Annotated in this window: 24 protein-coding genes; 17 read left to right on the forward strand and 7 right to left on the reverse strand. The window is 71.0% G+C overall.

Annotated elements, in window-relative coordinates:
- Nucleotides 1-28 precede the first annotated feature (28 nt).
- From Ade02nite_RS13760 to Ade02nite_RS13790, 7 genes are all read left to right on the forward strand, one after another.
- Nucleotides 29-1252, forward strand: coding sequence for an ATP-binding protein (locus tag Ade02nite_RS13760; RefSeq protein WP_203762143.1), 1224 nt, complete (start codon nt 29-31; stop codon nt 1250-1252).
- Entirely contained in the window at nt 1249-1911 is a 663-nt protein-coding gene (locus Ade02nite_RS13765; RefSeq protein WP_203761996.1) for a response regulator, read from the forward strand. The genes Ade02nite_RS13760 and Ade02nite_RS13765 overlap by 4 nt, the downstream gene beginning before the upstream one ends.
- 226 nt (nt 1912-2137) lie before the next feature.
- Entirely contained in the window at nt 2138-3772 is a 1635-nt protein-coding gene (locus Ade02nite_RS13770) for a peptide ABC transporter substrate-binding protein (protein ID WP_239168736.1), read from the forward strand.
- A gap of 91 nt (nt 3773-3863) precedes the next feature.
- Entirely contained in the window at nt 3864-4790 is a 927-nt protein-coding gene (locus Ade02nite_RS13775) for an ABC transporter permease (protein ID WP_203761997.1), read from the forward strand.
- Nucleotides 4783-5721, forward strand: coding sequence for an ABC transporter permease (locus Ade02nite_RS13780; RefSeq protein WP_203761998.1), 939 nt, complete (start codon nt 4783-4785; stop codon nt 5719-5721). The genes Ade02nite_RS13775 and Ade02nite_RS13780 overlap by 8 nt, the downstream gene beginning before the upstream one ends.
- Before the next feature lie 5 nt (nt 5722-5726).
- Nucleotides 5727-6725: an ABC transporter ATP-binding protein gene (locus Ade02nite_RS13785; protein ID WP_203761999.1), complete on the forward strand. Its 999-nt coding sequence runs from the start codon at nt 5727-5729 to the stop codon at nt 6723-6725.
- Nucleotides 6718-7725, forward strand: a complete 1008-nt coding sequence (locus Ade02nite_RS13790; RefSeq protein ID WP_203762000.1) for an ABC transporter ATP-binding protein — start codon at nt 6718-6720, stop codon at nt 7723-7725. Before Ade02nite_RS13785 ends, Ade02nite_RS13790 begins: the two co-directional genes overlap by 8 nt.
- Before the next feature lies 1 nt (nt 7726).
- Here Ade02nite_RS13790 and Ade02nite_RS13795 read toward each other — a convergent pair whose 3' ends face one another.
- Nucleotides 7727-8023: a chorismate mutase gene (locus tag Ade02nite_RS13795; RefSeq protein ID WP_203762001.1), complete on the reverse strand. Its 297-nt coding sequence runs from the start codon at nt 8021-8023 to the stop codon at nt 7727-7729.
- A 247-nt stretch (nt 8024-8270) separates the two neighbouring features.
- Entirely contained in the window at nt 8271-10094 is a 1824-nt protein-coding gene (locus tag Ade02nite_RS13800) for a bifunctional metallophosphatase/5'-nucleotidase (RefSeq protein WP_203762002.1), read from the reverse strand.
- 178 nt (nt 10095-10272) lie between these two features.
- Here Ade02nite_RS13800 and pcrA point away from each other — a divergent pair, with 178 nt between their 5' ends.
- Nucleotides 10273-12654, forward strand: a complete 2382-nt coding sequence (pcrA, locus tag Ade02nite_RS13805) for a DNA helicase PcrA (RefSeq protein WP_239168737.1) — start codon at nt 10273-10275, stop codon at nt 12652-12654.
- Here the strand turns inward: pcrA and Ade02nite_RS13810 are convergent.
- Complete coding sequence (locus tag Ade02nite_RS13810) at nt 12651-13472, reverse strand: M23 family metallopeptidase (RefSeq protein ID WP_203762004.1); 822 nt, start codon at nt 13470-13472, stop codon at nt 12651-12653. The genes pcrA and Ade02nite_RS13810 overlap by 4 nt on opposite strands.
- Before the next feature lie 151 nt (nt 13473-13623).
- The gene (locus Ade02nite_RS13815) at nt 13624-14361 is read right to left on the reverse strand and encodes a M23 family metallopeptidase (protein WP_203762005.1); all 738 of its coding nucleotides are present in this window, start codon (nt 14359-14361) and stop codon (nt 13624-13626) included.
- Nucleotides 14362-14752: 391 nt separating this feature from the next.
- Between Ade02nite_RS13815 and icmB the strand changes: the two genes are divergently transcribed.
- The 5 genes from icmB (at nt 14753) to Ade02nite_RS13840 (ending at nt 19857) form a co-directional block, all read left to right on the forward strand.
- Nucleotides 14753-15157 (forward strand): coenzyme B12-dependent isobutyryl CoA mutase small subunit, encoded by a 405-nt coding sequence (gene icmB, locus Ade02nite_RS13820; RefSeq protein ID WP_203762006.1) that lies wholly within the window; start codon nt 14753-14755, stop codon nt 15155-15157.
- 330 nt (nt 15158-15487) lie between these two features.
- Entirely contained in the window at nt 15488-16057 is a 570-nt protein-coding gene (locus Ade02nite_RS13825) for a hypothetical protein (RefSeq protein WP_203762007.1), read from the forward strand.
- A 218-nt stretch (nt 16058-16275) separates the two neighbouring features.
- Entirely contained in the window at nt 16276-17454 is a 1179-nt protein-coding gene (gene sucC / locus Ade02nite_RS13830) for an ADP-forming succinate--CoA ligase subunit beta (RefSeq protein WP_203762008.1), read from the forward strand.
- A 4-nt stretch (nt 17455-17458) separates the two neighbouring features.
- Nucleotides 17459-18340, forward strand: coding sequence for a succinate--CoA ligase subunit alpha (sucD, locus tag Ade02nite_RS13835; RefSeq protein ID WP_203762009.1), 882 nt, complete (start codon nt 17459-17461; stop codon nt 18338-18340).
- Nucleotides 18341-18435: 95 nt separating this feature from the next.
- Nucleotides 18436-19857 (forward strand): cell division protein PerM, encoded by a 1422-nt coding sequence (locus tag Ade02nite_RS13840; RefSeq protein WP_203762018.1) that lies wholly within the window; start codon nt 18436-18438, stop codon nt 19855-19857.
- A gap of 36 nt (nt 19858-19893) precedes the next feature.
- On the opposite strand, the gene Ade02nite_RS13845 is transcribed toward Ade02nite_RS13840, so the two are convergent.
- The gene (locus Ade02nite_RS13845; RefSeq protein ID WP_203762020.1) at nt 19894-20235 is read right to left on the reverse strand and encodes a DUF4190 domain-containing protein; all 342 of its coding nucleotides are present in this window, start codon (nt 20233-20235) and stop codon (nt 19894-19896) included.
- 146 nt (nt 20236-20381) lie between these two features.
- On the opposite strand from Ade02nite_RS13845, the gene purN reads away from it, so the two are divergent.
- The 4 genes from purN to mdh all read left to right on the forward strand — a co-directional run bounded on the left by purN (nt 20382) and on the right by mdh (nt 24215).
- Complete coding sequence (purN, locus tag Ade02nite_RS13850) at nt 20382-20999, forward strand: phosphoribosylglycinamide formyltransferase (protein ID WP_203762022.1); 618 nt, start codon at nt 20382-20384, stop codon at nt 20997-20999.
- On the forward strand, nt 20996-22564 hold the full coding sequence (purH, locus tag Ade02nite_RS13855) for a bifunctional phosphoribosylaminoimidazolecarboxamide formyltransferase/IMP cyclohydrolase (protein WP_203762024.1): 1569 nt from the start codon (nt 20996-20998) through the stop codon (nt 22562-22564). Before purN ends, purH begins: the two co-directional genes overlap by 4 nt.
- Nucleotides 22564-23163 (forward strand): pentapeptide repeat-containing protein, encoded by a 600-nt coding sequence (locus Ade02nite_RS13860; RefSeq protein WP_203762026.1) that lies wholly within the window; start codon nt 22564-22566, stop codon nt 23161-23163. Before purH ends, Ade02nite_RS13860 begins: the two co-directional genes overlap by 1 nt.
- Before the next feature lie 101 nt (nt 23164-23264).
- Nucleotides 23265-24215, forward strand: a complete 951-nt coding sequence (gene mdh, locus Ade02nite_RS13865) for a malate dehydrogenase (RefSeq protein ID WP_203762028.1) — start codon at nt 23265-23267, stop codon at nt 24213-24215.
- A gap of 200 nt (nt 24216-24415) precedes the next feature.
- Here mdh and Ade02nite_RS13870 read toward each other — a convergent pair whose 3' ends face one another.
- A complete protein-coding gene (locus tag Ade02nite_RS13870; RefSeq protein WP_203762030.1) occupies nt 24416-25216 on the reverse strand; it encodes an MBL fold metallo-hydrolase in 801 nt (266 codons plus the stop codon).
- 77 nt (nt 25217-25293) lie between these two features.
- The gene (locus tag Ade02nite_RS13875; RefSeq protein ID WP_203762032.1) at nt 25294-26916 is read right to left on the reverse strand and encodes an alkaline phosphatase D family protein; all 1623 of its coding nucleotides are present in this window, start codon (nt 26914-26916) and stop codon (nt 25294-25296) included.
- Between the last annotated feature and the right edge of the window lie 12 nt (nt 26917-26928).

Raw genomic sequence — 26928 nt, forward strand, 5'->3', positions numbered from 1 at the left:
CGCCGCCGCACCGCCGACGCGCCGCCTGATGCGGCCGCGCGACCACCGCATCATCGCGGGCGTCGCCTCCGGCCTCGCGCAGCATCTCGGGCTGCCCGTGCTGGCCGTGCGCATCGCGCTGGTCGTCCTGCTCGGGTTCAACGGCCTCGGCCTCCTGCTCTACGCGGCCTTCTGGGCCGTCCTGCCGCAACAGATCGTCGCCACCGGCGAGCCCGCACCGCGGCGCGACCTGGCGATGCTGCTGCCCTTCGGCGCGATCGGCCTCGGCGTCATCCTGCTGCAGGCCCTGGTCTTCGAGGACAACGTCGCCGGCACGGTGGGCTGGCTGATCGCCGTGGTCGCGGTCGGCGCCGGCATCATCTGGCACCAGTCCGACCCGACGCGCCGCCAGTGGAACGCGACGATGCCGCAGACGCCCTGGCTGGCCGCCGTGGTGGCCGAGAGCGACCGGCGCTTCTTCCTGCTGCGCTTCATCGGCGGCGGCGTGCTGGTCGCGACCGGCATCATCGGCGTGGTCGCGGTCTACGCGCCGGCCGGCAGCCTCACCTCGGTCATCAACGGGGTGATCTTCGCGCTGGTCGGCCTGCTCGGCGTCGGGGTGGTCGCCGCCCCGCTGCTGTGGCGCATGTTCAACCAGCTGCGGGCCGAGCGCGAGGGCCGCATCCGCGAGCAGGAGCGTGCCGAGGTCGCCGCCATGATCCACGACCAGGTGCTGCACACCCTGGCGCTGATCCAGCGCAACTCCGCCGACATCAAAGAGGTGCAGCGGCTCGCCCGCGGCCAGGAGCGCAGCCTGCGCAACTGGCTCTACAAGCCGACCGCGTCGCCGACCGAGCGCTTCGCCGCCGCCCTCGAGCAGGCCGCCGCCGAGGTCGAGGACACCTACGCGATCAGTGTCGAGACCGTGGTGGTGGGCGACACCGAGTGCGACGAGCGGGTCGCGGCGCTGGTCGCGGCGGGGCGCGAGGCGCTGGTCAACGCTGCCCGGCACGCGGGCGTGCAGACGGTGTCGCTCTACGCCGAGGTCGAGCCCGACGAGCTGAGCGTCTTCGTGCGCGACCGCGGCGCCGGATTCGACCTCAACGGCGTACAGGAATCGCGGCACGGCGTGCGAGGCTCGATCATCGGACGGATGCAGCGTCACGGTGGCAAGGCGGAGATCCGCAGCGCCGTCGGCGACGGCACAGAGGTCCGGCTGACGCTGCCCATGTCGCGGGACAGCGTGACGGCCGGTAAGGAGGCAACACGATGACCGAGCCCGTGAGCGAGAGCCGGCGGCTCACCGTCTTCCTGGTGGACGACCACGCGATGTTCCGCGCGGGAGTGCGCGCCGAGCTGGGCGCGCACGTCGACGTCATCGGCGAGGCCAGCACGGTGGCCGAGGCGATCAACAAGATCGCGGCGGCCGAGCCCGACGTGGTGCTGCTCGACGTGCACATGCCCGACGGCGGCGGCCGCGCGGTGCTCGACGCGATGCGGCGCACCCATCCGCACGTACGCTTCCTGGCCCTGTCCGTCTCCGACGCGGCGGAGGACGTGATCGGCCTGATCCGGGCCGGCGCGCGTGGCTACGTCACCAAGACGATCTCGCCGGACGAGCTGGCCGCGGCGATCCGCCGGGTGGCCGACGGCGACGCGGTCTTCAGCCCGCGCCTCGCCGGTTTCGTGCTGGACGCGTTCGCGTCGCGGCCCGACGTGCCGGTCGCCGACCCCGAGCTCGACCAGCTCACCAACCGCGAGCGCGAGGTGCTGCGGCTGCTCGCGCGCGGCTACGCGTACAAGGAGATCGCGAAGGAATTGTTCATCTCGATCAAGACGGTCGAGACCCACGTGTCGAACGTCCTGCGCAAGCTCCAGATGAGCAACCGTTACGAATTGTCACGATGGGCGGCGGATCGCCGGCTCGTCTGACTGCGCGCCGCACCGTCGATGCGGTGGGTTGCCGTTCGTGCACCGACCGATGTTTTCCCAGCTCAGGGCCGGTCCTCATATCGAAGAACCGGTCGGGGAGCAAGTGTGGCACCGGGCCTGTCTAGTATCGGCTTGGTAACGGGGCCTTGGCTGTCATTGGCTCTGTGTCACAGTTGCTGGCGACTCACAGACCCCCGTGAGCGCCTTTGAAGGAGGCACCCACCCCATGCCTGGGAAAAGCCCATGGAAGATGGCGGCCGGAGCGGCCGCCATCGCCTTGTTGGCGTCCGGCTGCAGCGGTAGTTCCTCGGACGACGCCGAAGCGCTGCCGAACAGCATCAGCATCGGCATCGTCGAGCCCACGAGCCTGATCCCGTCCAATGTGGTGGAGACGGGTGGCTCGCAGGTCCTGGCGTCCCTGTTCTACCCGCTCGTGCGGTTCGACGAGAAGAGCGCGCCCTACCCGGTCGCCGCCCAGTCGATCACGCACGACAAGGCGAACAAGGTCTGGACGATCAAGATCAAGCCGGGCTTCACCTTCAGCAACGGCGAGCCGGTCACGGCGGACAACTACATCGACGCCTGGAACTACGGCGCATACGGCCCGAACGGCCAGCTCGCGTCGTACTTCTACAGCCGGATCCAGGGCTTCGCCGACCTCCAGTCCAAGGACCCGGACGACGACGGTCCGCAGGAGGCGCCCGAGCCCAAGGCCAAGAAGATGAGCGGGCTCAAGAAGGTCAACGCGACGACCTTCACGGTCACGCTCTCCGCGGGCTTCGCCGGCTGGGAGTCGGTCATGGGCTACGACGCCTTCTACCCGCTGCCCAAGGCGGCGTGGGCGAGCGAGGGCGTGCTCAAGAAGGAGTACGGCGAGGCGCCGATCGGCAACGGCCCCTTCAAGGTCAAGGGCACCTGGCAGCACGACCAGCAGATCCAGGTCGAGAAGGTCGCCGACTTCAAGGGCACGATCCCCAAGGTCAACGGCATCACCTGGAAGATCTACCAGGACCTCACCACGCAGTACAACGACCTGGTCGCGGGCAACCTCGACGTCGAGACGCAGATCCCGGTCGAGAGCCTCTCGTCGGCCTCCGGCGACCTGGGCGACCGCTTCCTCAAGAGCCCGAGCTCCGGCTTCGCGTTCGTCGCCTTCCCGATGTACGACGACAAGTACAAGAGCCCGCAGGTGCGCCGGGCCATCTCGATGGCGATCAACCGCCAGGAGATGACCGACCAGATCTTCCTGGGCTCCGAGACCCCGGCGACGGCGTTCGTCTCGCCCGTGGTGCAGGGCGCCCGCAAGGACAGCTGCGGCCAGGCGTGCGAGTACAACCCCACCAAGGCCAAGCAGCTGTACACGGCCGCGGGCGGCCCGTCCGAAATCAAGATCACGTACAACGCGGACGGCGGCCACAAGCCCTGGATCGACGCGATGTGCAACCAGATCAAGTCGGCGCTCGGCGTCAACTGCGTCGGCGCGACCGTGCCGAAGCTGACCGACCTGCTCGCCAAGGTGCGCAACCACGAGGACGTCGGCCTGTTCCGCCTCGCGTGGTCGATGGACTACCCGCTGATGGAGAACTACCTCGGCCCGCTCTACACCAGCGACGGCTCGTCCAACTACTACGGCTACAAGAACACGGCCTTCGACACCCTGGTCCGCCAGGGCTCCGAGGCGCCGACGGTCGCGCAGGCCCAGCAATACTGGCAGTCCGCGGAGAACATCCTCGCGCAGGACATGCCGGTGTTGCCGCTGCGGTTCAGCCAGAACGTCTTCGGCCACTCCGAGCGGGTCACCGACGTGACCATGGACCTGTTCGCCAAGGTGGACATCTACAAGATCGATATCGCCAGTTAATGTGACGCTCGAACGGTGGTGGCGCCACGGTTGAGGTGAAACCGTGGCGCCACCGCTGTGTCTACCCCTTCGGCCCAAAAGGCTTCACCACATGTTCCGCTACATCGTGCGGCGCCTGCTCCAGATGGTGCTCACCTTCTTCGGCGCCACGTTCCTGGTGTACGCGCTGATGTTCGCGAACCAGGACGACCCGTACCAGGCCCTGGTCGGTGAACGCCCGCTCAGCGAGGCCCAGCGAGCGGCGCTGGACGCGAAGTACCACTTCGACGATCCCTTCCTGACGCAGTACTGGCACTACGTGAAGGGCCTGCTCACCGGCGATTTCGGTATCTCGCTGACCAACCGCTCGATAAACGACATGCTGGCCGAGGCGTGGCCCGTCACGATCAAGCTGGCGCTGCTCGCGGTGCTGATCTCGGCCGCCATCGCGGTCTCGGCCGGCGTGTTCGCCGGCATCCGCCGCGGCGGCATCTTCGACCACGCCACGCTGGCCGTCGCCCTCGTCATGCTGGCGCTGCCGCTCGTGGCGCTGGCGCCGCTCGCCCAGGTGATCTTCGGCGTCAAGCTGGGCTGGTTCCCGGTGACCGTCACCCGCGACGCGGGCCTCTACGACCTGCTGCTGCCCGCGCTGCTGCTGGGCACCGTCGTGTTCGCGACCGAGCTCCGGGTCACCCGCTCCTCGGTCGCCGACAACATGCGCGCCGACTACGTGCGTACGGCCAAGGCCAAGGGTCTGGCGACCAAGCGGGTGATCGGCGTGCACGTGTTGCGCAACTCGCTGATCCCGGTGATCACCCTGATCGGCGTGGACATCGGCGCCCTCATGTCCGGTGCGATCATCGTCGAGGGCGTCTTCAACATCCCCGGCGTCGGTTACCAACTGTTCAAGGGCATCCGCCTCGAGGACGGCCCGCTCGTGGTCAGCTTCGTGAGCGTCCTGGTGATCGTCTTCCTGGTGATCAACCTGATCGTCGACCTGCTGTACGCCGCCCTCGACCCCAGGATCCGCTATGAGTGACCTCAACGCCGTGACCACGGCCGAGGCGCCCGGCCCGGCCGCGAACCGGCCCCGGCACGGCAGCTCGCCGGCCAAGCCGCGCAGCCTCGCCGGCGACGCCTGGCTCGACCTGCGCTCCAGCAAGATCTTCTGGATCTCGGCGGCGCTGGTCGCGGTGATCCTGCTGATGGCGGTCTGGCCGTCGCTGTTCACCTCGGCCGGTCCGCGCGACTGCGTGCTCGCCAACAAGCACGCCGCGGCGACCTCCGGCGCGCCCTTCGGATACGACTTCCAGGGCTGCAACGTGTACGCCAAGACGATCTACGGCGCGCGCGACTCGCTGATCGTCGGCGTCTTCGCGACCCTGATCGCCGGCGTGGTGGGCCTGCTGGCCGGCCTCGCCGCCGGCTACTACGGCGGCTGGCTCGACGCGGTGCTGTCCCGCTTCGTCGACGTGATGCTCGGCGTGCCGTTCCTGCTCGCCGCCATCGTGCTCGCCAAGCGGCTCTCCAGCGACCCGCAGTCCAACGGCATCGTCGCGGTGACGCTGACGCTCGGCCTGCTCGGCTGGACGACCTCGGCACGGGTCATGCGCTCGGCGGTCATCTCGGCGAAGGGGCAGGACTATGTGGCGGCGGCCCGCATGCTCGGCGCGGGCGCGGCACGCCAGATGTTCCGGCACATCCTGCCCAACTCGGCCGGGCCGTTCCTGGTGGTGCTGACCATCCTGCTCGGCGTCAACATCGCGAGCGAGGCGACACTGTCGTTCCTCGGCGTCGGGCTCAAGGGCGACGCGATCAGCTGGGGCCTCGCGATCGCCGAGGCCGGGCCGTCCGTGCGTACCGCCGCCGGTCCGCTGGTGTGGCCCTCGGTCTTCCTGGCGGTCACGGTGCTGGCCTTCATCATGCTGGGCGACGCCGTGCGCGACGCCTTCGACCCGAAGCTGCGGTGACCGCGATGAACTTCGACCCCCAGGCCCCGCTGCTCCAGGTCAACGACATGCACGTCGAGTTCCGCACGCGCGACGGCGTGGCGCGCGCGGTCAACGGCGTCAACCTCATCCTGCGCCCCGGCGAGACGCTCGCCGTGCTGGGCGAGTCGGGCTGCGGCAAGTCGGTCACCGCGCAGGCGATCATGGGCATCCTCGACTCGCCGCCCGCGCACGTGACCAAGGGCGAGGTGCTCTACCGCGGCGTCGACCTGCTGCGGCTGCCGGAGGACGAGCGGCGCTCGATCCGCGCCAACCGCATCGCGATGATCTTCCAGGACGCGCTGAGCGCGCTGAACCCGGTCTACAGCGTCGGCTTCCAGATCGGCGAGCTGTTCCGTACGCATCGCGGCGCGTCCCGCCAGGAGGCGAAGCGCCGCGCCGTCGAGCTGCTCGACCAGGTGCGCATCCCGGCCGCGAAGAGCCGCGTCGACGACTACCCGCACCAGTTCTCCGGCGGCATGCGCCAGCGCGTCATGATCGCCATGGCGCTCGCGCTCGACCCGGACGTGCTGATCGCCGACGAGCCGACCACGGCCCTCGACGTGACGGTCCAGGCGCAGATCATGGGCCTGCTCGCCGAGCTCCAGCGCGAGCGCACCATGGGCCTGATGCTGATCACCCACGACATGGGGGTGGTCGCGGACGTCGCCGACACCATCGCGGTGATGTACGCGGGCCGCGTCGTCGAATACGCGCCGGTCTACGACATCTACGCGCGCCCGGCACACCCGTACACGAAGGCCCTGCTCGAATCGATCCCGCGGCTCGACTTCAAGGGGCGCGGGCTCAACGTGATCGGCGGGCTGCCGCCGGCGCTCACCGACATCCCGCGGGGCTGCCCGTTCCACCCGAGGTGCGCGTACGCCCGGGACGTCTGCCGGCAGGATCCGCCGCCGCCCGCGTACCAGATCGCGTCCCAGCGCATCGCCAGCTGCCACTTCATCCGGGAGGTCCTCGGTGTCTGACGTCGTCCTCGAGGCGCGCGGCCTGGTCAAACACTTCCCGATCACCAAGGGCGTGGTCTTCAGGACGAAGGCCGGTGCGGTACGGGCGGTCGACGGCGTCGACCTCCAGCTGCGCCGCGGCGAGACCCTCGGGATCGTCGGCGAGAGCGGCTGCGGCAAGTCGACGCTCGCCAAGATGCTGGTCGGGCTCGAGAAGCCGACGAGCGGCGAGATCCAGGTGCGCGGCGACGACATGGTGCGCCTGCGCGGCCCGGCGCTGCGGCACGCCCGCCGCAACATCCAGATGGTCATGCAGGACCCGTACGCGTCCCTGAATCCCCGGATGACCGTGGGCGACATCATCGGCGAGCCGTTCGCGATCCACCCGGACGCGGTGCCGAGGCAGGGCCGCGAGCGGGCGGTGCGCGACCTGCTGGATGTGGTCGGCCTCAACCCGGACCACATCAACCGTTATCCGCACCAGTTCTCCGGCGGCCAGCGCCAGCGCATCGGCATCGCCCGTGCCCTGGCCCTCCGCCCCGAGATCATCGTCTGCGACGAGCCGGTCTCGGCCCTCGACGTGTCGATCCAGGCTCAGGTGATCAACCTGCTGGAGCGGCTCCAGCGCGACTTCGGCCTGTCGTACATCTTCATCGCGCACGACCTGTCGGTGGTCCGGCACATCTCCGACCGCATCGCGGTGATGTACCTGGGCAAGGTGGTCGAGACGGGCAGCCACGTCGCGATCTACGACCAGCCGACGCACCCCTACACGCAGGCGCTGCTCTCGGCGGTGCCGGTGCCCGACCCGCGCCTGCGGGGCCACCGCCGGCACATCGTCCTGGAGGGCGACGTGCCGTCACCGGCCGATCCGCCGTCGGGGTGCCGCTTCCGCACCCGCTGCTGGAAGGCCCAGCCCGGCTGCGCCCAGCACGAGCCCACGCTGGAGGTGCGGCAGCGCTCGCCCCACCCGAGCGCCTGCCACTACGCGGAGACCCTCGACCTGGCCCGCCGCTACTGACTCAGAGCGGGCCGCGGCCGGCTCGGAGGATCATGAGGGCGACCTGGGCGCCGTCGGCGCCGAGGGCCGCGCGGAAGCGCTCGACGATCTCACGCTCGCGGGACAGGACGAGGCGGGTGCCGCCGCTCGCCATGCGGGTGCGGCCGACCTCCTGGGAGAGGCGGGCCCGTTCCTGCCAGAGGTCGATGATCGCCTGATCGATCTCGTCGATCCGCTCGCGCATCGCGCGGATCTCGTGCGCGGCCAGCGGCTCGGCCGCACCGGTCTTCAGGTCCATACCGACGGGTTCGGCGGTCATGTCGTGCTCCTCGGGTGCTTGCGCCCCGGTCGACCCGGCCCGGGCAGCATCAAGCCCCGGGCGGTGAAGCCCGGGGCTCGATGTAGGTCTGTCGTTCAGACGCGGCCTACGGCTGCCGGGACTTCCGGGCCGTAGTAAAAAAATCGCGCCTGCTGGATCACGTTGCCGAGTATGCCCCCGTCAGGAACGACTCCGCAAGAAAAGCGCCCGATCCGTGGGACGCCTCCCACTCGTCCCGCCTGGGTGGTCAGGCCGTTGTGCTGATGCGGTTGGTGGGGCCCGGTGCGACCGGTGCCGCTGCCAGGTAGGCGGTCAGGGCGTCGATGTCGAAGCCGGGTGCGGTGGCGCGGTCGTCGCCGGCGGTCAGGGAGCTGAAGCCGTCGCCGCCGTTGGCCAGGAAGTCGTTCGTGGTGACGCGGTAGGTGGCGGTGGGGTCGATGGGGGTGCCGTTCAGGGCCATGGTGGTGACCTTGGAGCCGAGGGCGGCCGAGGCGCTCCACGTGTAGGTGAAGCCCGCCGACACCTGGAGGATCTTGGTCGTGGTCTGGCCCTCGTGACCGGCGAACTGCTGCTCGAGCACCGCCTTGAGCTCGGCGCCGGTGAAGGTCTGGGTGACCACCAGGTTGTTGAACGGCTGGACGGTGAACGCCTCGCCGTACGTCACCTGGCCCGTCGCCTCGCCGCCCGGGGACGCCTCGGCGTCGAAGTCGGCGCGGATGCCGCCCGGGTTCATGAGCGCGATCTGCGCGCCGGCGCCCTGGGTGTAGGCGAGCTGGGCATCGGCGATCACGTCACCGAGCGCGCTCTCGCCGGCCGGGGTCGCGGTGCGCGTGATGTCGGCCGTGATCGAGCCGACGACGCGGTTGGCGATCGGCGCGACGGCCGTACGGTATTTGTCGGCGATCTTCTTGGCGTCCGGGTCGACGGTCTCGGGGTTCTTCAGGTAGACGCCGTTCGCGTCCTTCTTCCAGCCGCCCTGGCCGTCCGGCACGCCGTTCTCGACGATCACGTTCTTGGCGGTGATGCCGGCGAACCGGCCGCTGCGGGTGTCGAGCGTGTAGTCGATGTCGGTGATCAGCTGACCGTTGGTGCCGGCGCTGGTCACCACCGACGTGCCGCGCGAGTTGGGCAGCGTGCACGAGTAGAAGCGGTGGGTGTGGCCCGAGACCACGAGGCCGAACTCGGGGTTGAGGCCCGCCACGATCGGCACCACCGGGCCGGAGAAGTTGACACAGTCGGAGACGCCGGGCGTCGGGGAGGCCGTGCCCTGCGAGCCGCCCTCATGCAGCAGCAGCACCTGGGCCTTGACGCCGAACGTCTTGAGGATGGTGCCCCACTTGTTCGCCGTCTTGATCTCGTCGGTGAAGTGCACGTCCTTGATGCCGGCGGGGTTGACGATGCCCGCCGTGCCCTCGAGCGTGAGGCCTACGAAGCCCACCGGCACGCCGTTGATCACCTTGATGTCGATCGGCGGGAGGATCGGCAGGCCGGTCTCGTTGTTGATCGTGTTGGCGGCGAGGTAGGTGAACTTCGCCCCGCCGAAGCCGTCGCCGTCCTGGCAGCCGTCGACCGGGTGGCAGCCGCCGCGCTGCATGCGGATCAGCTCGTCGACGCCCTCGTCGAACTCGTGGTTGCCGACCGAGCTCACCTGGAGCCCGACCTGGTTCATCAGCTCGATCGTCGGCTCGTCGTGGAAGGCGGCGCTGACCAGCGGGGACGCGCCGATGAGGTCGCCCGCGCCGACGGTCAGCGTCGAGCGGCCCTCGGCGGTGGCCTCGGCGCGCAGCCTCTTGAGATAGGTGGCGAGGTATTCGACGCCGCCGGCGGGGGTGCTGGTGCCGGAGGCGTTGACGACGGCGCCGCTGCCGCTCGGCGGGTCGATCGCGCCGTGGAAGTCGTTGTAGCTGAGGAACTGTCCCTTGACGGTCGTGCCGTGTGACAGGCCGGAGGAGACACTGACCGGCGCGAACTCCGGCGGAGGCGCCGCGGCGGTCGGCGCGGGCTGGGCCAGCGGCAGGGCGGCGGCGAGGGCGAGCGCCAGCCCGAGCGCCGCGAGACGTGGGCGATCCATAGTGTTGGACTCTTACTCATCGACGACGGTGCGCGCTACCGGTTCGGCGAAAACTGTGGATATCTATGCCTGTGGACAACGGGCGAACTTGTCGGGGGGTCGGCATAGACTTGCCCCCGCGATGCGACCTTCCTCTGAATCCACAGACAAAGCTCCCACTGACGGGGCCCTGTTCGCCATGCCCGCCGTGCGGCAGCCAGAGGCGCCCCGCCCCGCGCGCCCGGCGCCCCGCGGGCTCGACCCCGAGTCGCTGCTGACCGGCCTCAACGGCCCCCAGCGCGACGCGGTCACCCACGCCGGGTCGCCGCTGCTCATCGTGGCCGGCGCCGGCTCGGGCAAGACCCGGGTGCTGACCCATCGCATCGCCTATCTGCTGGCCGCGCGCGACGTGCACCCCGGCGAGATCATCGCGATCACCTTCACCAACAAGGCCGCCGGCGAGATGAAGGAGCGGGTGGCACACCTGGTCGGCCCGCGCGCCCGGTTGATGTGGGTCTCCACCTTCCACTCCGCCTGCGTCCGCATCCTGCGGGCCGAGCACGAGCACGCCGGCCTCAAGAGCACCTTCTCCATCTACGACGCCGACGACTCGCGCCGGCTCATGCAGCTGGTGATCCGCGAGCTCGACCTCGACCCCAAGCGCTACACGGCCCGCGGCCTGGCGGCCCAGGTGTCCAACCTCAAGAACGAGCTGATCGAGCCCGAGGAGTTCAAGGACAAGGCCAAGGGCCCGCAGGAGAGGGCCATCGCCGAGGCGTACGAGCTCTATCAGCGCCGCCTCCGCGAGGCGCACGCGCTCGACTTCGACGACATCATCATGGCCACGGTGCACCTCTTCCAGTCGCACCCGCACGTCGTCGAGACCTATCGCCGGCGCTTCCGGCACGTGCTCGTCGACGAATACCAGGACACCAACCACGCGCAATACATGCTGGTCAAGGAGCTGGTGGGGGAGAAGGGCTCGGAGGTTCCGCCGGCGGAGCTCTGTGTCGTGGGCGACGCCGACCAGTCGATCTACGCGTTCCGCGGCGCGACGATCCGCAACATCCTCGAGTTCGAGCGCGACTACCCCGACGCGCGCACGATCCTGCTCGAGCAAAACTACCGGTCCACCCAGACCATCCTTTCGGCCGCCAACGCGGTGATCGACCGCAACACGTCGCGCAAGCCCAAGCGGCTCTGGAGCGACCAGGGCGCCGGCGAGCAGATCGTCGGATACGTGGCCGACACCGAGCACGCCGAGGCCGACTGGGTGGCCCGCGAGATCGACCGCCTCACCGACCGCGGCGAGGCGCGTCCCGGCGACGTGGCCGTCTTCTACCGCACCAACGCGCAGTCCCGGGTGTTCGAAGAGGTGTTCATCCGCGTCGGCCTGCCCTACAAGGTGGTCGGCGGGGTGCGCTTCTACGAGCGCAAAGAGGTGCGCGACGCGCTGGCCTACCTGCGCGCGGTGGTGAACGACGACGACACGGTGAGCATCCGCCGGGTCCTCAACACCCCCAAGCGGGGCATCGGCGAGCGGGCCGAGGCGTGCGTCGAGGCGCTCTCCGCGCGCGACCGCGTCTCGTTCGGCCAGGCCCTGCGCCGCGCGAAGGACGCGCCCGGCATCTCCACGCGCGCGGCCAACAGCATCCTCGACTTCGTGCAGCTCCTCGACGACCTGCGCGAGCTGTCCCGCACGGCGCCGCCCGAGGAGGTGCTCGAGTCGGTGCTCCAGCGCTCGGGCCTGCTCTCCGAGCTGGAGGAGAGCCTCGACCCGCAGGATCAGGGCCGGGTGGAGAACCTCCAGGAGCTGGTGAGCGTCGCCCGGGAGTACACGGAGCGTGTGGAAGCCCAGGCAGAGGACGAGGAAGCGCAGGCCGCCACACTCGCCGGCTTCCTCGAGCAGGTCGCGCTCGTCGCCGACGCCGACCAGCTGCCCGACGACGACCCCGACCACCAGGGGGTCGTCACGCTGATGACGCTGCACACCGCGAAGGGCCTCGAGTTCCCGGTGGTCTTCCTGACCGGGCTCGAGGACGGCGTCTTCCCGCACACCCGCGCGCTCGGCGACAACAACGAGCTCGAGGAGGAGCGCCGCCTGGCCTACGTGGGGATCACCCGCGCCCGTCAGCGGCTCTATCTCTCGCGCGCGGTGACGCGTGGCGCCTGGGGTCAGCCGCAGTACAACCCGCCCTCCCGGTTCACGGCCGAGCTGCCGTCCGAGCTGATCCGCTGGGAGCGCACGGCCGGCAACTACACGTCCTGGTCCGGCACGGGCGGCGGCGTGGGCGGCCGCGCCGGGGGAGACCGCGCACGCGGCGGCGGCTTCTCCGGCGGCACCCCCAAGGCGCAGCAGCTCGCGAGCCGCCTCGGCATCGACGGCAGCAAGCTCGCGACGGCGAGCGAGCTGCCGCAGGCGCCCAAGGTGGCCGCCGGCGACCGCGTCAACCACCAGCGCTACGGCCTCGGCCGGGTCGTCACCGTCGAGGGGCAGGGCCCGGGCGCCCGCGCCCAGATCGACTTCGGCGACCAGGTGATGTGGCTGATCCTGCGGCACGCCCCGATCGAAAAGATCTAGCAGCCGCGGAGCCGCACGCCGCGCTCGCTCAGCCACCGGGTGGGCTCGACGGGGTTCTTGTACGCGCCCGCGTGCACCTCGAGGTGCAGGTGCGGGCCGGTGGAGTGGCCGGTCGAGCCCTCGTCGCCGATGCGCTGGCCGGTGCGCACGTGGTCGCCGGCGCGCACGGCGACGGTCGCCAGGTGCCCGTAGTGGGTGAGGTAGCCGTTGCCGTGGTCGACGAGCACCGCGTTGCCGTAGCCGGCGGCCTCGCCCGCGCGCACGACCACGCCGGCGCCCACGGCGAGGATCGGCGAGCCGTACGGTCCGGCGATGTCGACGCCCTGGTGCATGCGGCCCCAGCGCGGGCCGTAGCAGGAGGTGACCCGGCCGGCCGGGTTCGGGTTGACCCAGGCGGCGGCCGGCGCGGGGCGGTCGGCGGCGGGCTCGGTGGCCACGGCGATCGGCTTCGGCCGCGTCTTGAGCCGCGACTGCTGCGCGGCGACGTCACCGGCCGCGAAGGGCGGCGCGTCGGCGGCCAGGAACGAGTCGCCCGGCGCGAGCTCGTCGCCGCTGCCGAGGTCGGCGGCGATCGAGACGGGCAGGTCGGCCGGCTTGTCGTTCTGCCACGACTCGGCCGCCGCGGCGACCCCGCCGGTGACCCCGGTGACCAGCCCGGCGCCCAGGGCCGCAGCCAGAAGGACGGTGCGGCTGCGCCTCGTGGTGAAGACGGAGGGCAGGGCGACGTGCCGGCGGACCGTCTCCTGGCGGTGACGACCGCCGGTGCGCGGTTCGGCTCGATGCGGCACGGTGAGGACCTCCCAGTTGGCGACCGACATCTGCCTGTCGGCGCGCCCCGGTGGGCACTGAGCCGCCGGGGGTCCTGGGAACGCAACGCCTACCGAGCGGCAACCACTCGGCACCGAAAGAGGGAAAGCGGGAAGGAAAAAGAGGTGTCACCGTGCGACCCCCGGGTAGGAGGTCACTGCCTCAGGAGGCGGCGGCCATCCCCGCGTAGACCGACTCGACCTGGAGCTTGATGTCGACGCCGCGCTCACGGAGGAACGGGATCGGGTCGGTCGGGACGCCGCCGACGTGGATCTCGAGGTGCAGGTGGGTGCCGTAGGAGGCGCCCGTGCTGCCCACCTCGCCGATCACCTGGCCGGCCTTGACCTTGTCGCCGGCCTTGACCAGCACGCGGCGGGAGTGCGCGTAGATGACCTCGGTGCCGTCGTCGTTCTTGACGGTGACCGAGTAGCCGTAGCCGCCGTTGTAGCCGGCCTGGGTGACCGTGCCGGCGTGCACCGACTTGTAGGGCAGGCCCTCGGGGGCGGCCAGGTCGATGCCGGCGTGCAGCTTGCCCCAGCGGATGCCGTACGGCGAGGTGAACTGGAAGTCGTCGAGCGGCAGCAGCCAGACGTCCTCGGCGGCCTGCTCGGCGCTGACCTTTTGCTTGGCGGCGGAGTCGCGGCTGTCGCTCCGCGAGGCGGCGGTCTCGTCGGCCGCGCGGTCGGCGACGGCGTCGGAGGCGTACTGCGCGCTCTTGAGGCTCTGCAGGACCTCGCTGTCGACCTGCTTGGCGTCGGGCATGTTGGCCGCGCCCAGGGCGACCACACCGGCTCCGACGAAGGCGGAGGTGACGGCGACGGCGTAGCGGCTGCGGGGAGGGGTGGGTACGCGGCGGCGGCCGCGATAGCGATCGGGCTCAGACGACAAGCGCTGGCGCACGAACAACCCTCCGTCGGTGGCAAAACGTCGGCAGTTCCGGCCTACCGAAATTTCCGGTGAACCGGGGCTTCCGTGCTGTCGGATCGGCGTTAACCGGTTGACAGCCGGGAGCCACGGTAACGAAACGGCAGCCGGGTCACAAGTCGCAGCGCCAATTCGCTGACAGTTCCCGGTCCGCATTGCGCAGCGAATGTCCGAATTCGTGGCCTTTCCCTGGCGAACTGTTCGCACACGCGGTGTGATTGACCGGGAAGCGCAAAGTGAGGTGACGCAGAATACATTTCTCGTCACGCCAGGTGATCACCGGTTCGCGCCCACTGCTACCCCTCGGTGCGCGGGCGGGTTACCGTTCGTTCAGGTGACATCGCGGTCAGTGGCACGGAGGGTCAGGATGCAGGCACGGATCAGGGTCGTCGTCGCGAAGCCCGGGCTGGACGGGCATGACCGGGGCGCCAAGGTGGTGGCTCGCGCGCTGCGTGACGCCGGCATGGAAGTGGTCTACACCGGCTTGCACCAGACGCCGGAGCAGATCGTCGAGACCGCCATTCAGGAGGACGCCGACGCGATCGGTTTGTCCGTTCTGTCCGGCGCGCACATGACATTGTTCCGCCGAGTAATCGAACTACTGGCGGAGCGTGACGCCGACGACGTCGTCGTATTCGGCGGCGGCATCATTCCCGCCGACGACATCGCCGAATTGGAAAAGCTGGGAGTGGCCCGCATATTCACGCCGGGCGCGACCACCGCGTCCATCGTCGAATGGGTGCGCGCCAATGTCTCTGCGCCGGTGGCCTGACCAGCGAAAAGCATATCGCCGGGCCCGCCACGGCTGACGCCGGGGGTAGGCCCGCGCCGCGGGCGCGGGACACGGGGCAAGGGGAGAGGCCGGACGCACCCCTCACACGTCCGGCCTCTCTATGCACGATGCCCCGCCGCCACCCCTCGACCGACAGGGCATCGGCCGCCTTCGCGCCGGGCGCCGTAGCGCACCGACATCACACTCAACGACGCCTGCGAGGACGGGTTACGCGGCGCCGGAGGGAAGTTGGGCGGGGGTCACCCGGCGGCGTCCCGAGTCGTCTAGCCTGTCGCGGCCCCGCCCCGCTCACCGCTTCAAGAGGCCCGCGTGACCACCCCGTACCCCGTCGTCAGCCGCATCCCCGAGGACCAGCCCTTCATCGTCCGGCCCCACCTCGCCAAGCGCCTGCGCTTCGCCGGCCTCGCGTCCGGAGGGCTCACCCTGTTCCTGCTCTGCCTGCTGGGAGCGGCCGCTCTCGACGAGGACGCCAACCGGACCGGCCTGCTCGTCATGCCGTTCGCGATCGGCGTGTTCTTCTTCCTCTTCGTCGGCTTCCTCACCTGGCTGGTCTCCAGTGGCGGCCCGGTCCTCGCCGCCGGCCCCGCCGGGCTCTGGATCAAGACGCGCCCGACCCGCGGCCAGGCCATCTGGCTGCCCTGGGAGCACATCGGGCTGATCGACCGGCGCCGGTGGTACGTCGAGAAGCTGCTCGTGGTGCACCCGCGCGACCCGCGGGTGAGCGGCGGCCTGGGCGCGTTCACCGCGGCGGACACGGCCCGGCTCCAGGCCCTCTACGGCAGTGGGCTGACCGCCACGCTGACCTTCGCGGACAAGGAGGAGGACGAGATCCTCCAGGCCGTGGCCTACTTCGCGGCGAACCGCGTACCACTGGCGTGAACCCGCCACAGGCGTCCCAGGGGCCCCGGGTGTGTGGTCTTGCACACCGCGCACCCGCGCCTTCGGAGCACCCGTTCAGGTCGCTAGTCTGCGAATGAAGGCCCGCAGGGCCGGACATTCTTCACGCCGGCGACGCCTCAAAGAGTTCGCCGCGCACACAGGTCGGGACGCAATGGTGCGGCTTGCCGGCGCTTGGCGTCGCGAGCGAAAGGAGACACGTGGACCTGTTCGAGTATCAGGGGCGTGACCTGTTCGAACGGCACGGGCTGCCCGTGCTGGGCGGCGGCGTCGCCGAGACCCCGCAGGAGGCCCGGGCGATCGCCGAGCGACTCGGTGGCAAGGTCGTCGTCAAGGCGCAGGTCAAGGTCGGCGGGCGGGGCAAGGCGGGCGGCGTCAAGCTGGCCGACGGTCCCGACGAGGCCGAGGCCCGGGCCGGCGACATCCTGGGCATGGACATCAAGGGCCACACGGTCCACAAGGTGATGCTGGCCGAGACGGCCGACATCAAGGAGGAGTACTACTTCTCCTACCTGCTCGACCGCGCGAACCGCACCTTCCTCTGCATCGCCAGCGTCGCCGGCGGCATGGAGATCGAGCAGGTCGCCGAGGAGCAGCCCGACCGGGTCGCCAAGGTCGCGATCGACGCCAGCAAGGGCGTCGACGAGGCGAAGGCCCGCGAGATCGTCGAGACCGCGAAGTTCCCGGCCGAGGTCGCCGACCAGGTCGTCGACATCGCCGTGAAGCTGTGGCAGGCGTTCGTGGCCGAGGACGCCACGCTCGTCGAGGTCAACCCGCTGGCCAAGGTCGGCGACGGCCGGGTGCTGGCGCTCGACGCCAAGGTCACCCTGGACGAGAACGCGGCGTTCCGGCACCCCGACCACGAGGCGCTGGTCGACCAGTCCGCGGTGGACCCGCTGGAGCAGGCCGCCAAGGCCAAGAACCTCAACTACGTCAAGCTGGACGGCGAGGTCGGCATCATCGGCAACGGCGCCGGCCTGGTCATGTCCACCCTCGACGTGGTGGCCTACGCGGGCGAGAAGCACGGCAACGTGAAGCCGGCGAACTTCCTCGACATCGGCGGCGGCGCGAGCGCGCAGGTGATGGCGAACGGCCTCGAGATCGTCCTCGGTGACCCGTCGGTGAAGTCGGTCTTCGTGAACGTGTTCGGCGGCATCACCGCGTGCGACGCGGTCGCGAACGGCATCATCCAGGCCCTCGCCCTGCTCGCCGAGCGCGGGGAGACCGTCACCAAGCCGCTCGTGGTGCGCCTCGACGGCAACAACGCCGAGGCCGGCCGTGCCATCCTCGACGGAGCGAACAACCCGCTGGTGCAGCGGGTGGACACGATGGACGGAGCGGCCGAGCGCGCCGCCGAGCTCGCGGCTGCGGGGAAGTGACGTAATGGCGATCTGGCTCACCAAGGACTCCAAGGTCATCGTCCAGGGCATCACCGGCTCGGAGGGCTCCAAGCACACCAAGCGGATGCTCGCCGCGGGCACGCAGGTGGTCGGCGGCGTGAACCCGCGCAAGGCCGGTACGAAGGTCGACTTCGACGGCACCGAGCTGCCCGTCTTCGCGACCGTCGCCGAGGCGATGAAGGAGACCGGCGCCGACGTGTCGGTCATCTTCGTCCCGCCGGCGTTCACCAAGTCGGCCGTGATCGAGGCGATCGACGCCGAGATCCCGCTCGCCGTGGTGATCACCGAGGGCGTGCCGGTGCAGGACTCGGCCGCCTTCTGGGCGTACAACATCGACCGTGGCAACAAGACCCGGATCATCGGGCCGAACTGCCCCGGCATCGCGTCGCCCGGCGCCTCGAACGCCGGCATCATCCCGGCCGACATCACCCCGGGCGGCCGCATCGGCCTGGTCAGCAAGAGCGGCACGCTGACCTACCAGCTGATGTACGAGCTGCGCGACTTCGGCTTCTCGACCGCCGTCGGCATCGGTGGCGACCCGATCATCGGGACCACGCACATCGACGCGCTCAAGGCGTTCCAGGAGGACCCCGACACCGACGCGATCGTCATGATCGGCGAGATCGGTGGCGACGCCGAGGAGCGGGCCGCCGAGTTCATCAAGGCGAACGTCACCAAGCCGGTGGTCGGCTACATCGCCGGCTTCACCGCCCCGCCCGGCAAGACCATGGGCCACGCCGGCGCGATCATCTCGGGCTCCGCGGGCACGGCCGACGCCAAGAAGGCGGCGCTCGAGGCCGCGGGCGTCAAGGTCGGCAAGACGCCGAGCGAGACCGCCCGGCTCATGCGTGAGGTCATGAGCTGATCTCGGTTCGCACGTTGGCGCGCCGTCAATTGATTGGCGGCGCGCCGTCGTATCTGCCTCGCTGGTCAGCCTCCGGCGTGAAAAAGTAGTTCACGATGTCGACGCCACCCGACCGCCCGGACAACTCGGACGACCCGCTCGCGGTCGCCGACGCGGTCCTGCGCGACACCGAGCCGGTCGAGCGCCGCACCGAGGCCTTCGACCCGGCTCAGCAGGAGCCTGCCCCGCAGGAGACCGTCCTCGTCGACGACAAGGCGCTGGGCAACCGCGAGACCGTCAAGCTGCCCAGCCAGCGCCGGCCCTCGCCCCCGCCCGAACGGGTGCGCCGGGCCCCGCTGCCGGTGGCCGCCGGCTTCGCCACCCTCTGGGCCGCGCTCATCTCCTATCTGCCCGTCGCCGCCGTCATCGGCCTGGCCCGCACGCTGGAGGGCTCCGGCGGCCTGGCCGGCGCCGCGCACGCCGGGCTCGCCGGCTGGCTGCTCGGGCACGGCGTGCCGATCGGCACCTCCATCGGCCCGCTCGGCCTCGCTCCGCTGCTGCTCACCGCGCTGATCGTCTGGCGGCTCGAGCGCGCCGGCCTGCACGTCACCCGCGCCGTCGGCGCCCGCCGCTCGGAGTCCACAGCGAGTGCCCTCTCCGTCGCCTTCGCGATCGCGCTGACCTATTCGCTGCTCGGCTCGCTCGCCGCGCTCGCCGTCGACGGCCGCGGCACCGAGGTCGCGCCCGGCAGGGCCGCGGTCAACCTCTTCGTCTTCGGCGGCGTCGCCGCGCTCGCGGGTTCGCTGCGCGGCACCGGGGCGTTGCACCGCTGGGCGCGCACGATGCCCGCCACCCTCCGGCACGGGCTGCGCACCGGCGTGCTCGCGGCCCTGGTGATCCTCGCCGCCGGCGCCGCGGTGACCGGCCTGTCCGTCGCCGTCGGTGGCGGCCAGGCCGCCGACATGATCTCCGCCTACCGCACCGGCGTGGCCGGGCAGGCGGGCATCACCCTGGTCAGCCTCGCGTACGGGGTGAACGGCGCGATCTGGGCGGCCGCCTACCTGCTCGGCCCCGGGTTCGCGCTCGGCACCGGATCGGTGGTGCGGCTGACCGAGGTGACCGTCGGGCCGCTGCCCACCCTGCCCCTGCTCGCCGGGCTGCCGAACGGCCCGATGGGCGCGGTCGGCGCCCTGCTGCTGGCGATCCCGGTGCTCGCCGGCCTCGCCGCCGGCTGGATGCTCACGCTGCGCGCCGTCCGCGAGGCCGAGGAGGCGCCGCCGGATCCCGGTGTCCGCCCCGGGCGCCGGGCCCCCGGCATCCCGTGGTCGCTGCTGATCGGCGGTGGCCTGATCGCCGGCCCCGCGGCCGGCCTGGTGCTCGGCGTGATGTCCTGGCTCTCCGGCGGGCCGCTCGGCGACGGCCGGATGGCCACCATCGGCCCCGACGCCTGGCAGGTCGGACTCGTCGCCACCGCCGTCGTCGGCGTCTCGGCCGCCATCGGCGCGGCCGCCGGCAAGCGCTTCAAAACCCCACGATGAGGGCCGCCGAGCGGCGGCCCTCACCGTGGGCGAGCGTCAGTTGTTGGTGTTGAAGTCTTCCCAGTTGATGTTCTGACCGGCGGTCAGCGCCCAGATCAGCAGGCCGATGCCGAGCACCGCGGCGATCGCGCCGCAGATCAGCCCGGTGAGCGCCTGGCTGCGGTTGGATGCCCGCCCCGCGTTCGCCTTCTGGAGGCCGAGCCAGCTGACGATGGCGGCCGCGATGCCGAGCGGGATGCCGAGATAGACGCAGCAGACCAGCGGGATCGCCACGATCCCCAGGATCATGCCGACGAGGCCCTGAGTGTTCTCGTTGCCGGCCGGCGGGCCGACAGGGTCACCGGCCGGGGGGCCGTAGTAAGGGGGTGGGGTTGTCACGCGTCCTCCAGGGTCAGAGATGGCGCTGGCACAAGTGAGAAATCGAGATTCCTGAGAACCGGCAGCGTAACCGATGATCAGGGCTTTCGCGTGCCGCCGCACTACCCGTTGTCGTCCGCCGTCAACCGCGGAGATAGGGTGCTCAGGTGACCGACCCCGCGCCCGCCCGCCTGGTCGTCCTCGTCTCCGGCTCGGGCAGCAACCTCCAGGCCCTGCTCGACGCCACCGCCGATCCTGCGTACGGCGCTCAGGTCGTCGCGGTGGGCGCCGACCGCGACGGCATCGCCGGCCTCGACCGGGCCAAGGCCGCCGGCGTGCCGACCTTCGTCGACTCGGTGAAGGCGTACGAGACGCGCGACGACTGGGACGCGGCCCTCGCCAGCCACGTCGCCGAGCACAAACCCGACCTGGTCGTCTCCGCCGGCTTCCTCAAGCTGGTCGGCCCGGCGTTCCTGGCGGCCTTCGGCGACCGCTACATCAACACGCACAACGCGCTGCTGCCGGCGTTCCCCGGCATCCACGGCCCGCGCGACGCGCTCGCCTACGGCGTGAAGATCGCCGGGGCGACCCTCTTCTTCGTCGACGCCGGCGTCGACACCGGCCCGATCATCGCCCAGGTCGCGGTTCCCGTGCTCGACGACGACACCGAGGAGACGCTGACCGAGCGCATCAAGGTGGCGGAGCGTGCCCAGCTCGTCGACTACGTCGGCCGGCTGGTCCGCGAGGGCTGGACCATCCAGGACAGGAAGGTACGCATTCCATGAGTTCGGACGCCGAGGGGCGCCGCCCGATCCGCCGCGCGCTGCTGAGCGTGTACGACAAGACCGGCCTGGTCGAGCTCGCCCAGGCGCTGCACGCGGCCGGGGTGCAGATCGTCTCCACCGGCTCGACCGCCTCGCGGGTCGAGGGCGCCGGCGTGCCGGTCACCCGGGTCGAGGAGCTGACCGGCTTCCCGGAGTGCCTCGACGGCCGGGTCAAGACGCTGCACCCGCGGGTGCACGCCGGCCTGCTCGCCGACCTCCGCCTGCCGGCGCACGAGCAGCAGCTCGCCGAGCTCGAGATCGAGCCGTTCGACCTGCTGGTGAGCAACCTCTACCCGTTCACCGAGACGGTGGCGTCGGGCGCGAGCGTCGACGAGTGCGTCGAGCAGATCGACATCGGCGGGCCCGCGATGGTCCGCGCCGCGGCCAAGAACCACCCGTCGGTCGCGGTCGTCACGGCCGTCGAGGCGTACCCGCTGGTGAAGGAGGCCCTCGCCGCCGGTGGCTTCACCCTGCCGCAGCGCAGGGCGCTCGCGGCCCGGGCCTTCGCCGACATCGCCGAGTACGACGTGGCGGTGGCCAACTGGACCGCCACGACCCTGGTCGGCGAGGCCGGCTGGCCCGAGTTCGCCGGCCTGGCGCTCACCAAGCAGAACACGCTGCGGTACGGCGAGAACCCGCACCAGCAGGCGGCCCTCTACCTCGACCCGGGCGCGCCGGCCGGGCTGGCCCAGGCCGAGCTGCTGCACGGCGGCGAGCTGTCGTTCAACAACTACGTCGACGCGGACGCGGCCTGGCGCAGCGCCAACGACTTCACCGAGCCGTGCGTGGCGATCATCAAGCACGCCAACCCGTGCGGCATCGCGGTCGGCGCCGACGTGGCCGAGGCGCACCGCAAGGCCAACGACTGCGACCCGGTCTCGGCGTTCGGCGGGGTCATCGCGGTCAACCGCGAGGTCACCGAGGCGATGGCCAAGCAGCTCGACGGCATCTTCACCGAGGTGATCGTCGCGCCGTCCTACGAGCCGGCGGCGCTCGAGATCTTCCGGGCCAAGAAGAAGCTGCGCGTGCTGGCCGCCCCGGCGTGGAACCCGCCGCGTGCCGAGGTCAAGCAGATCGGCGGCGGCGCCCTGGTGCAGCAGGCCGACCGCATCGACGCGCCCGGCGACGACCCGGCCAACTGGGAGCTGGCGACCGGCGAGCCGGCCTCCGCCGAGGACCTCGCCGACCTGGCGTTCGCCTGGCGCGCGATCCGCAGCGTGAAGAGCAACGCGATCCTGCTGGCCAAGGACGGCGCCACGGTCGGCGTCGGCATGGGCCAGGTCAACCGGGTCGACTCGGCGCACCTCGCGGTCAACCGGGCCGGCGCCGACCGGGCCAAGGGCAGCGTGGCCGCGTCCGACGCGTTCTTCCCGTTCCCCGACGGGCTCGAGGTGCTGATCGCGGCCGGCGTCAAGGCGGTCGTGCAGCCGGGCGGCTCGATCCGCGACAGCCTGGTCATCGAGGCCGCCGAGAAGGCCGGCATGACGGTCTACCTGACCGGGACGCGGCACTTCTACCACGGCTGATGTCCGGCCTCCTCGTGCAGGACAGGACCTTCTCGGGCGCCGACTGGGCGCTCGAGGAGGTCACCGGCGTCCGGTACGAGGACTGCGCGTTCCACGACGTCGACTGGTCGGAGGCGCGCCTCACCGGCTGCGTCTTCACCAACTGCACCTTCGGCAACGTCCGCTTCAACGCGGCGGTGCTGTCCAGCGTCGCGATCATGCAGTCGTCGATGCAGCGCTGCTCGTTCTTCGACGCGACCCTGGCCGGCTGCAAGCTGACCGGCACCCAGTTCCTCGACTGCGGGCTGCGGCCGCTGAGGGTCGAGGGCGGCGACTGGGGTTTCGTGTCGCTGCGCGGGCAGAACCTCACCGGCGCGGCGCTGACCGGCCTGCGGCTGCGGGAGGCGGACCTGACCGGTGCCGACCTGACCCGCGCCGACCTGCGCGACGCCGACCTCTCCCACGCCCGGCTGGCGAAGGCCGTGCTCAAGGGCGCCGACCTGCGCGGCGCCGACCTCGACGGCGTCCAGCTGCGCGACGTCGACGTGACCGGCGCGACGATCGACATGGCGCAGGCGGTGCAGTTCGCCACCGCGTACGGCGCTCTCGTGCGGGAATAGGGGAGTGGCTTACTTCGCGTTCAGCCGACCAGGCCGAAACGTGGCGTTAACCGACTGATACGTTCGCGGAAAATCCGCCCGGACTTGGGAGTGGAAGAGCTATGGGCAAGAAGGTAACCGTCGTAGGCGCCGGTTTCTACGGGTCGACGACCGCGCAGCGCCTGGCCGAGTACGACATCTTCGACACCGTGGTGCTCACCGACATCATCGACGGCAAGCCGGCCGGTCTGGCGCTCGACATGAACCAGTCCCGGCCGATCGAGGGCTTCGAGACCAAGGTCGTCGGCGTCACCACCGGCCCCAACGGCGAGGGCTACGAGGCCATCGAGGGCTCGGACGTCGTCGTGGTCACCGCGGGCCTGCCCCGCAAGCCCGGCATGAGCCGCATGGACCTGCTCGAGGTCAACGCCAAGATCGTGCGCCAGGTCGCCGAGAACATCGCGAAGTACGCCCCGAACGCCGTCGTCATCGTCGTGTCGAACCCGGTCGACGAGATGACCGCGCTCGCCCAGATCGCCACCCAGTTCCCGAAGAACCGCGTCTTCGGCCAGGCCGGCGTGCTCGACACCGCCCGCTTCACCAACTCGATCGCCGAGACCCTCGGCGTGCCGGTGAAGAGCGTCAAGGCGCTGACCCTCGGCTCGCACGGCGACACCATGGTCCCGGTCCCGTCGCGCTGCACCGTCGACGGCAAGCCGCTGTCCGACCTGCTCCCCGCCGAGAAGATCGAGGAGCTCGTCGTGCGCACCCGCAACGGCGGCGCCGAGGTGGTCGCCCTGCTCAAGACCGGTTCGGCCTACTACGCCCCGTCGGCCGCCGCCGCCCGCATGGCCAAGGCCGTGGTCGAGGACTCCGGCGAGGTCATGCCGGTCTGCGCCTGGGTCGACGGCGAGTACGGCATCTCCGGCGTCTACCTCGGCGTCGAGGCCGAGCTCGGCGCCCAGGGCATCAAGAAGGTCGTCGAGGACAAGCTCACCGACACCGAGCTCGCCGGCCTCAAGGAGGCCGCCGAGGCCGTCCGCGCCAAGCAGGCGGACGTCGCCTCCCTGTAGTCGCAAGGAGGAGAAGGCCGGGCCGTCGTGGTCCGGCCTTCTTGCTTGTACGGGCGAGCCCCGCCCCCAACCGCAGGAGCCCCGTCCCCGGCTCCCGGCCGACGGTCGTCCGGCCCGCCCGCTGCCCGCTTGGCCCGGCGCGGTGGCAGTGGCGGCGAGGCTGCGCGGATGGCGGCGCGGCTGTGGGGTGGCGGCGCGGCTCAGGGCTTGCGGAACGGCTCACCCAAGTGGGACACGGCCAGGGTCGAGCCTCTCTTTGCCGCCTCCTCCAACGCGCGCTCCCGGCTGGACCGCGCCCGCGCCGGATCGCCGTCGCCCGCGTAGGCCAGGCCCGGGTCGATCAGCTGGACGGCGTGCACGAGCAGGTCGCCGGTGACCAGCAGGCTGTCGTCGCCATCGGTGACCAGCACCGACTGGTGGCCCGGCGTGTGACCGGGCGTGGCGACCACCCGGAGGCCCGGGCCCAGGTCGAGGTCGCCGTCGAGCTCCTGGAGGCGCCCCTCGGCGCGCAGCGGCTCGACCAGCAGGTCGAACTGGCCCGCCTCGTGGCGATGGGCCTCGTAGAGATCGACGTCGGCCCGCTGCGCGATGACCCGTGCCCTGGTGAACGGCGAGTCGCGGGGGACGGCCCAGCCCATGTGGTCGTTGTGCAGGTGGGTGAGCACGATCGTCTCGACGTCGCCGGGCCGCACGCCGGCCTCGGCCAGCGCCTCGGGCAGCCGGCCGGGCACGGGCGCCCAGTCGGCCGCCAGCGCGCCGGCCGGGCCGATGCCGGCGTCGACCAGGGTGACCGGGCCGTCGCCGTGGCGGATCGCGTAGCTGCGGAAGGGCAGCACCCACTCGCCCTCGGGCGTCACCACGGCCGGATCGGCCCGGTCGGCCGCCGCCCACTGCTCGGCTGTCGCGTCGGGGAAAGCCTCGGCCCGGGGCCGGAAGTAGGGCCCCTGGGCGTCGTCCAGGGCGATGACGGTGAGCCGGCCGACGGCTTGAGTGAGTGGCATGCCGCGATTCTGCCGGGGACGCGGCCGGCGCCGCGCCCCCGATCTCGTATCTGTGGACAACCCGGGGCTGTGGATAACTAGCGGCCGGCCGCCTGGTCGTCGATAACGTCGTAGGCCCGCTGGGCGCCCTTCGCGGCGGCCGTGGGCGTCGCCCGCTCGATCACCTCGGCGATGCCCGGGCGGCCCGACTCCACGACGAAATCCGCTGCCGTGCGCACGGAGGCCGTCGGGGCCCAGACCGTGTCGACGAGACGGAGGCTGCTCACCATGCGCTCGCGCGTGACGTCACAGACCACATATCCGCGCTGGTTGTCGATGTATCGCCAGTGCGGGCTCTCCGCCATGATCGGGTCGTAGGTGGCGTGGAAGGACGCCGTGTTCGCGTTGCCGCCCGAGGTGATCGAGGTGCCGGTGATCTCGGCGCCGACGACCGGCGCCGACGGGTCGTCGAAGTTCGGGCGCAGGTCGCTCACCCACGTGCAGTGCCGGTCGCCGGTCAGCACCACCGGGTTGTCCACGCGGCGGAAGAGCTTCAGCAGTCGCGTGCGCTGCGCGCGGTACCCGTCCCAGTTGTCGAAGTCGAATACCTGCTCGGGACCGGCCTTGCGGTCGTTCTGCGCCCACATCACCTGGTTGGCGAGCAGGTTCCAGCGGGCTCCGGAGTGGCGCAGCCCGTTCACCAGCCAGCTCTCCTGCTCGGGGCCGGTCATGCTCAGCGCCGGGTCCTGGGCCGCCTCCAGGGTGGCCGGCTGGTCACTGCGGTACTGCCGGGTGTCGAGCACGTGCACGCTGGCCAGCGACCCGTAGCGGAAGCGGCGGTAGAGCTGCATGTCCAGCCCGCGCGGCAGCGACGAGCGGCGCAGCGGCATGTGCTCGTAGTAGGCCTGGAAGGCCGCGATCCGGCGAGCTCGAAAAGCGGCAGGCGTCTGGAGCTCGGGGTCCTGCGGGATCTCGTCGGCCCAGTTGTTGTCGACCTCGTGGTCGTCGAAGGTGACGATCCACGGGAAGGCGGCGTGCGCCGCCCGCAGGTCCGGGTCGCTCTTGTACTGGGCGTGCCGGTTGCGGTACTGCTCCAATGTGTACGGCTCGTCGGTGCCCTCGTGCTGGCGGGGCGCCGCCGGGTTGCTCGGTCCCTCGTAGATGTAGTCCCCGAGGAACGCGACGAAGGCGAGGTCCTCCTGGGCCAGGTGCTGGTAGGCGGTGTAGAAGCCGGCCTGGTAATCCTGGCAGCTGGCGAAGGCGAACCGCAGGTGCCGCGGCTGCGACGAGGCGGCGGGCGCGGTGCGCGTGCGCCCGGCGGGCGAGATCTGGCCGGCGACGCGGAAGCGGTAGAAGTACTCCGCGTCCGGCCGCAGCCCGCGCACGTCCACGTGCACCGAGTGGCCCAGCGAGGGCAGGGCCGCGGTGACCCCGGAGCGGCGCGCCTTGCGAAAGAGCGGGTCGGCGGCGATCTCCCACTCGACGGGTACGGCCCGGTCCGGGACGGCGCCGTGCAGGCGGGTCCAGAGCACCACCGCGTCCGGCAGCGGGTCGCCCGAGGCCACGCCGAGCCCGAAGACGTCGGACGGCAGCGTGGTGCTGGTGTGCGCGTACCCCGCGGTGGGGTTGAGCAGCAGTGGCCCGGTGGCCACCGCCCCGGCGGCGCCGGAGAGGAGCAGGCGGCGGCCGATCGGCTGGCTGAGCTTCTGTCGTAGTGACATTCCTCGATGCCA

The sequence above is a fragment of the Paractinoplanes deccanensis genome, assembly GCF_016862115.1.
Lineage (GTDB): Bacteria > Actinomycetota > Actinomycetes > Mycobacteriales > Micromonosporaceae > Actinoplanes > Actinoplanes deccanensis.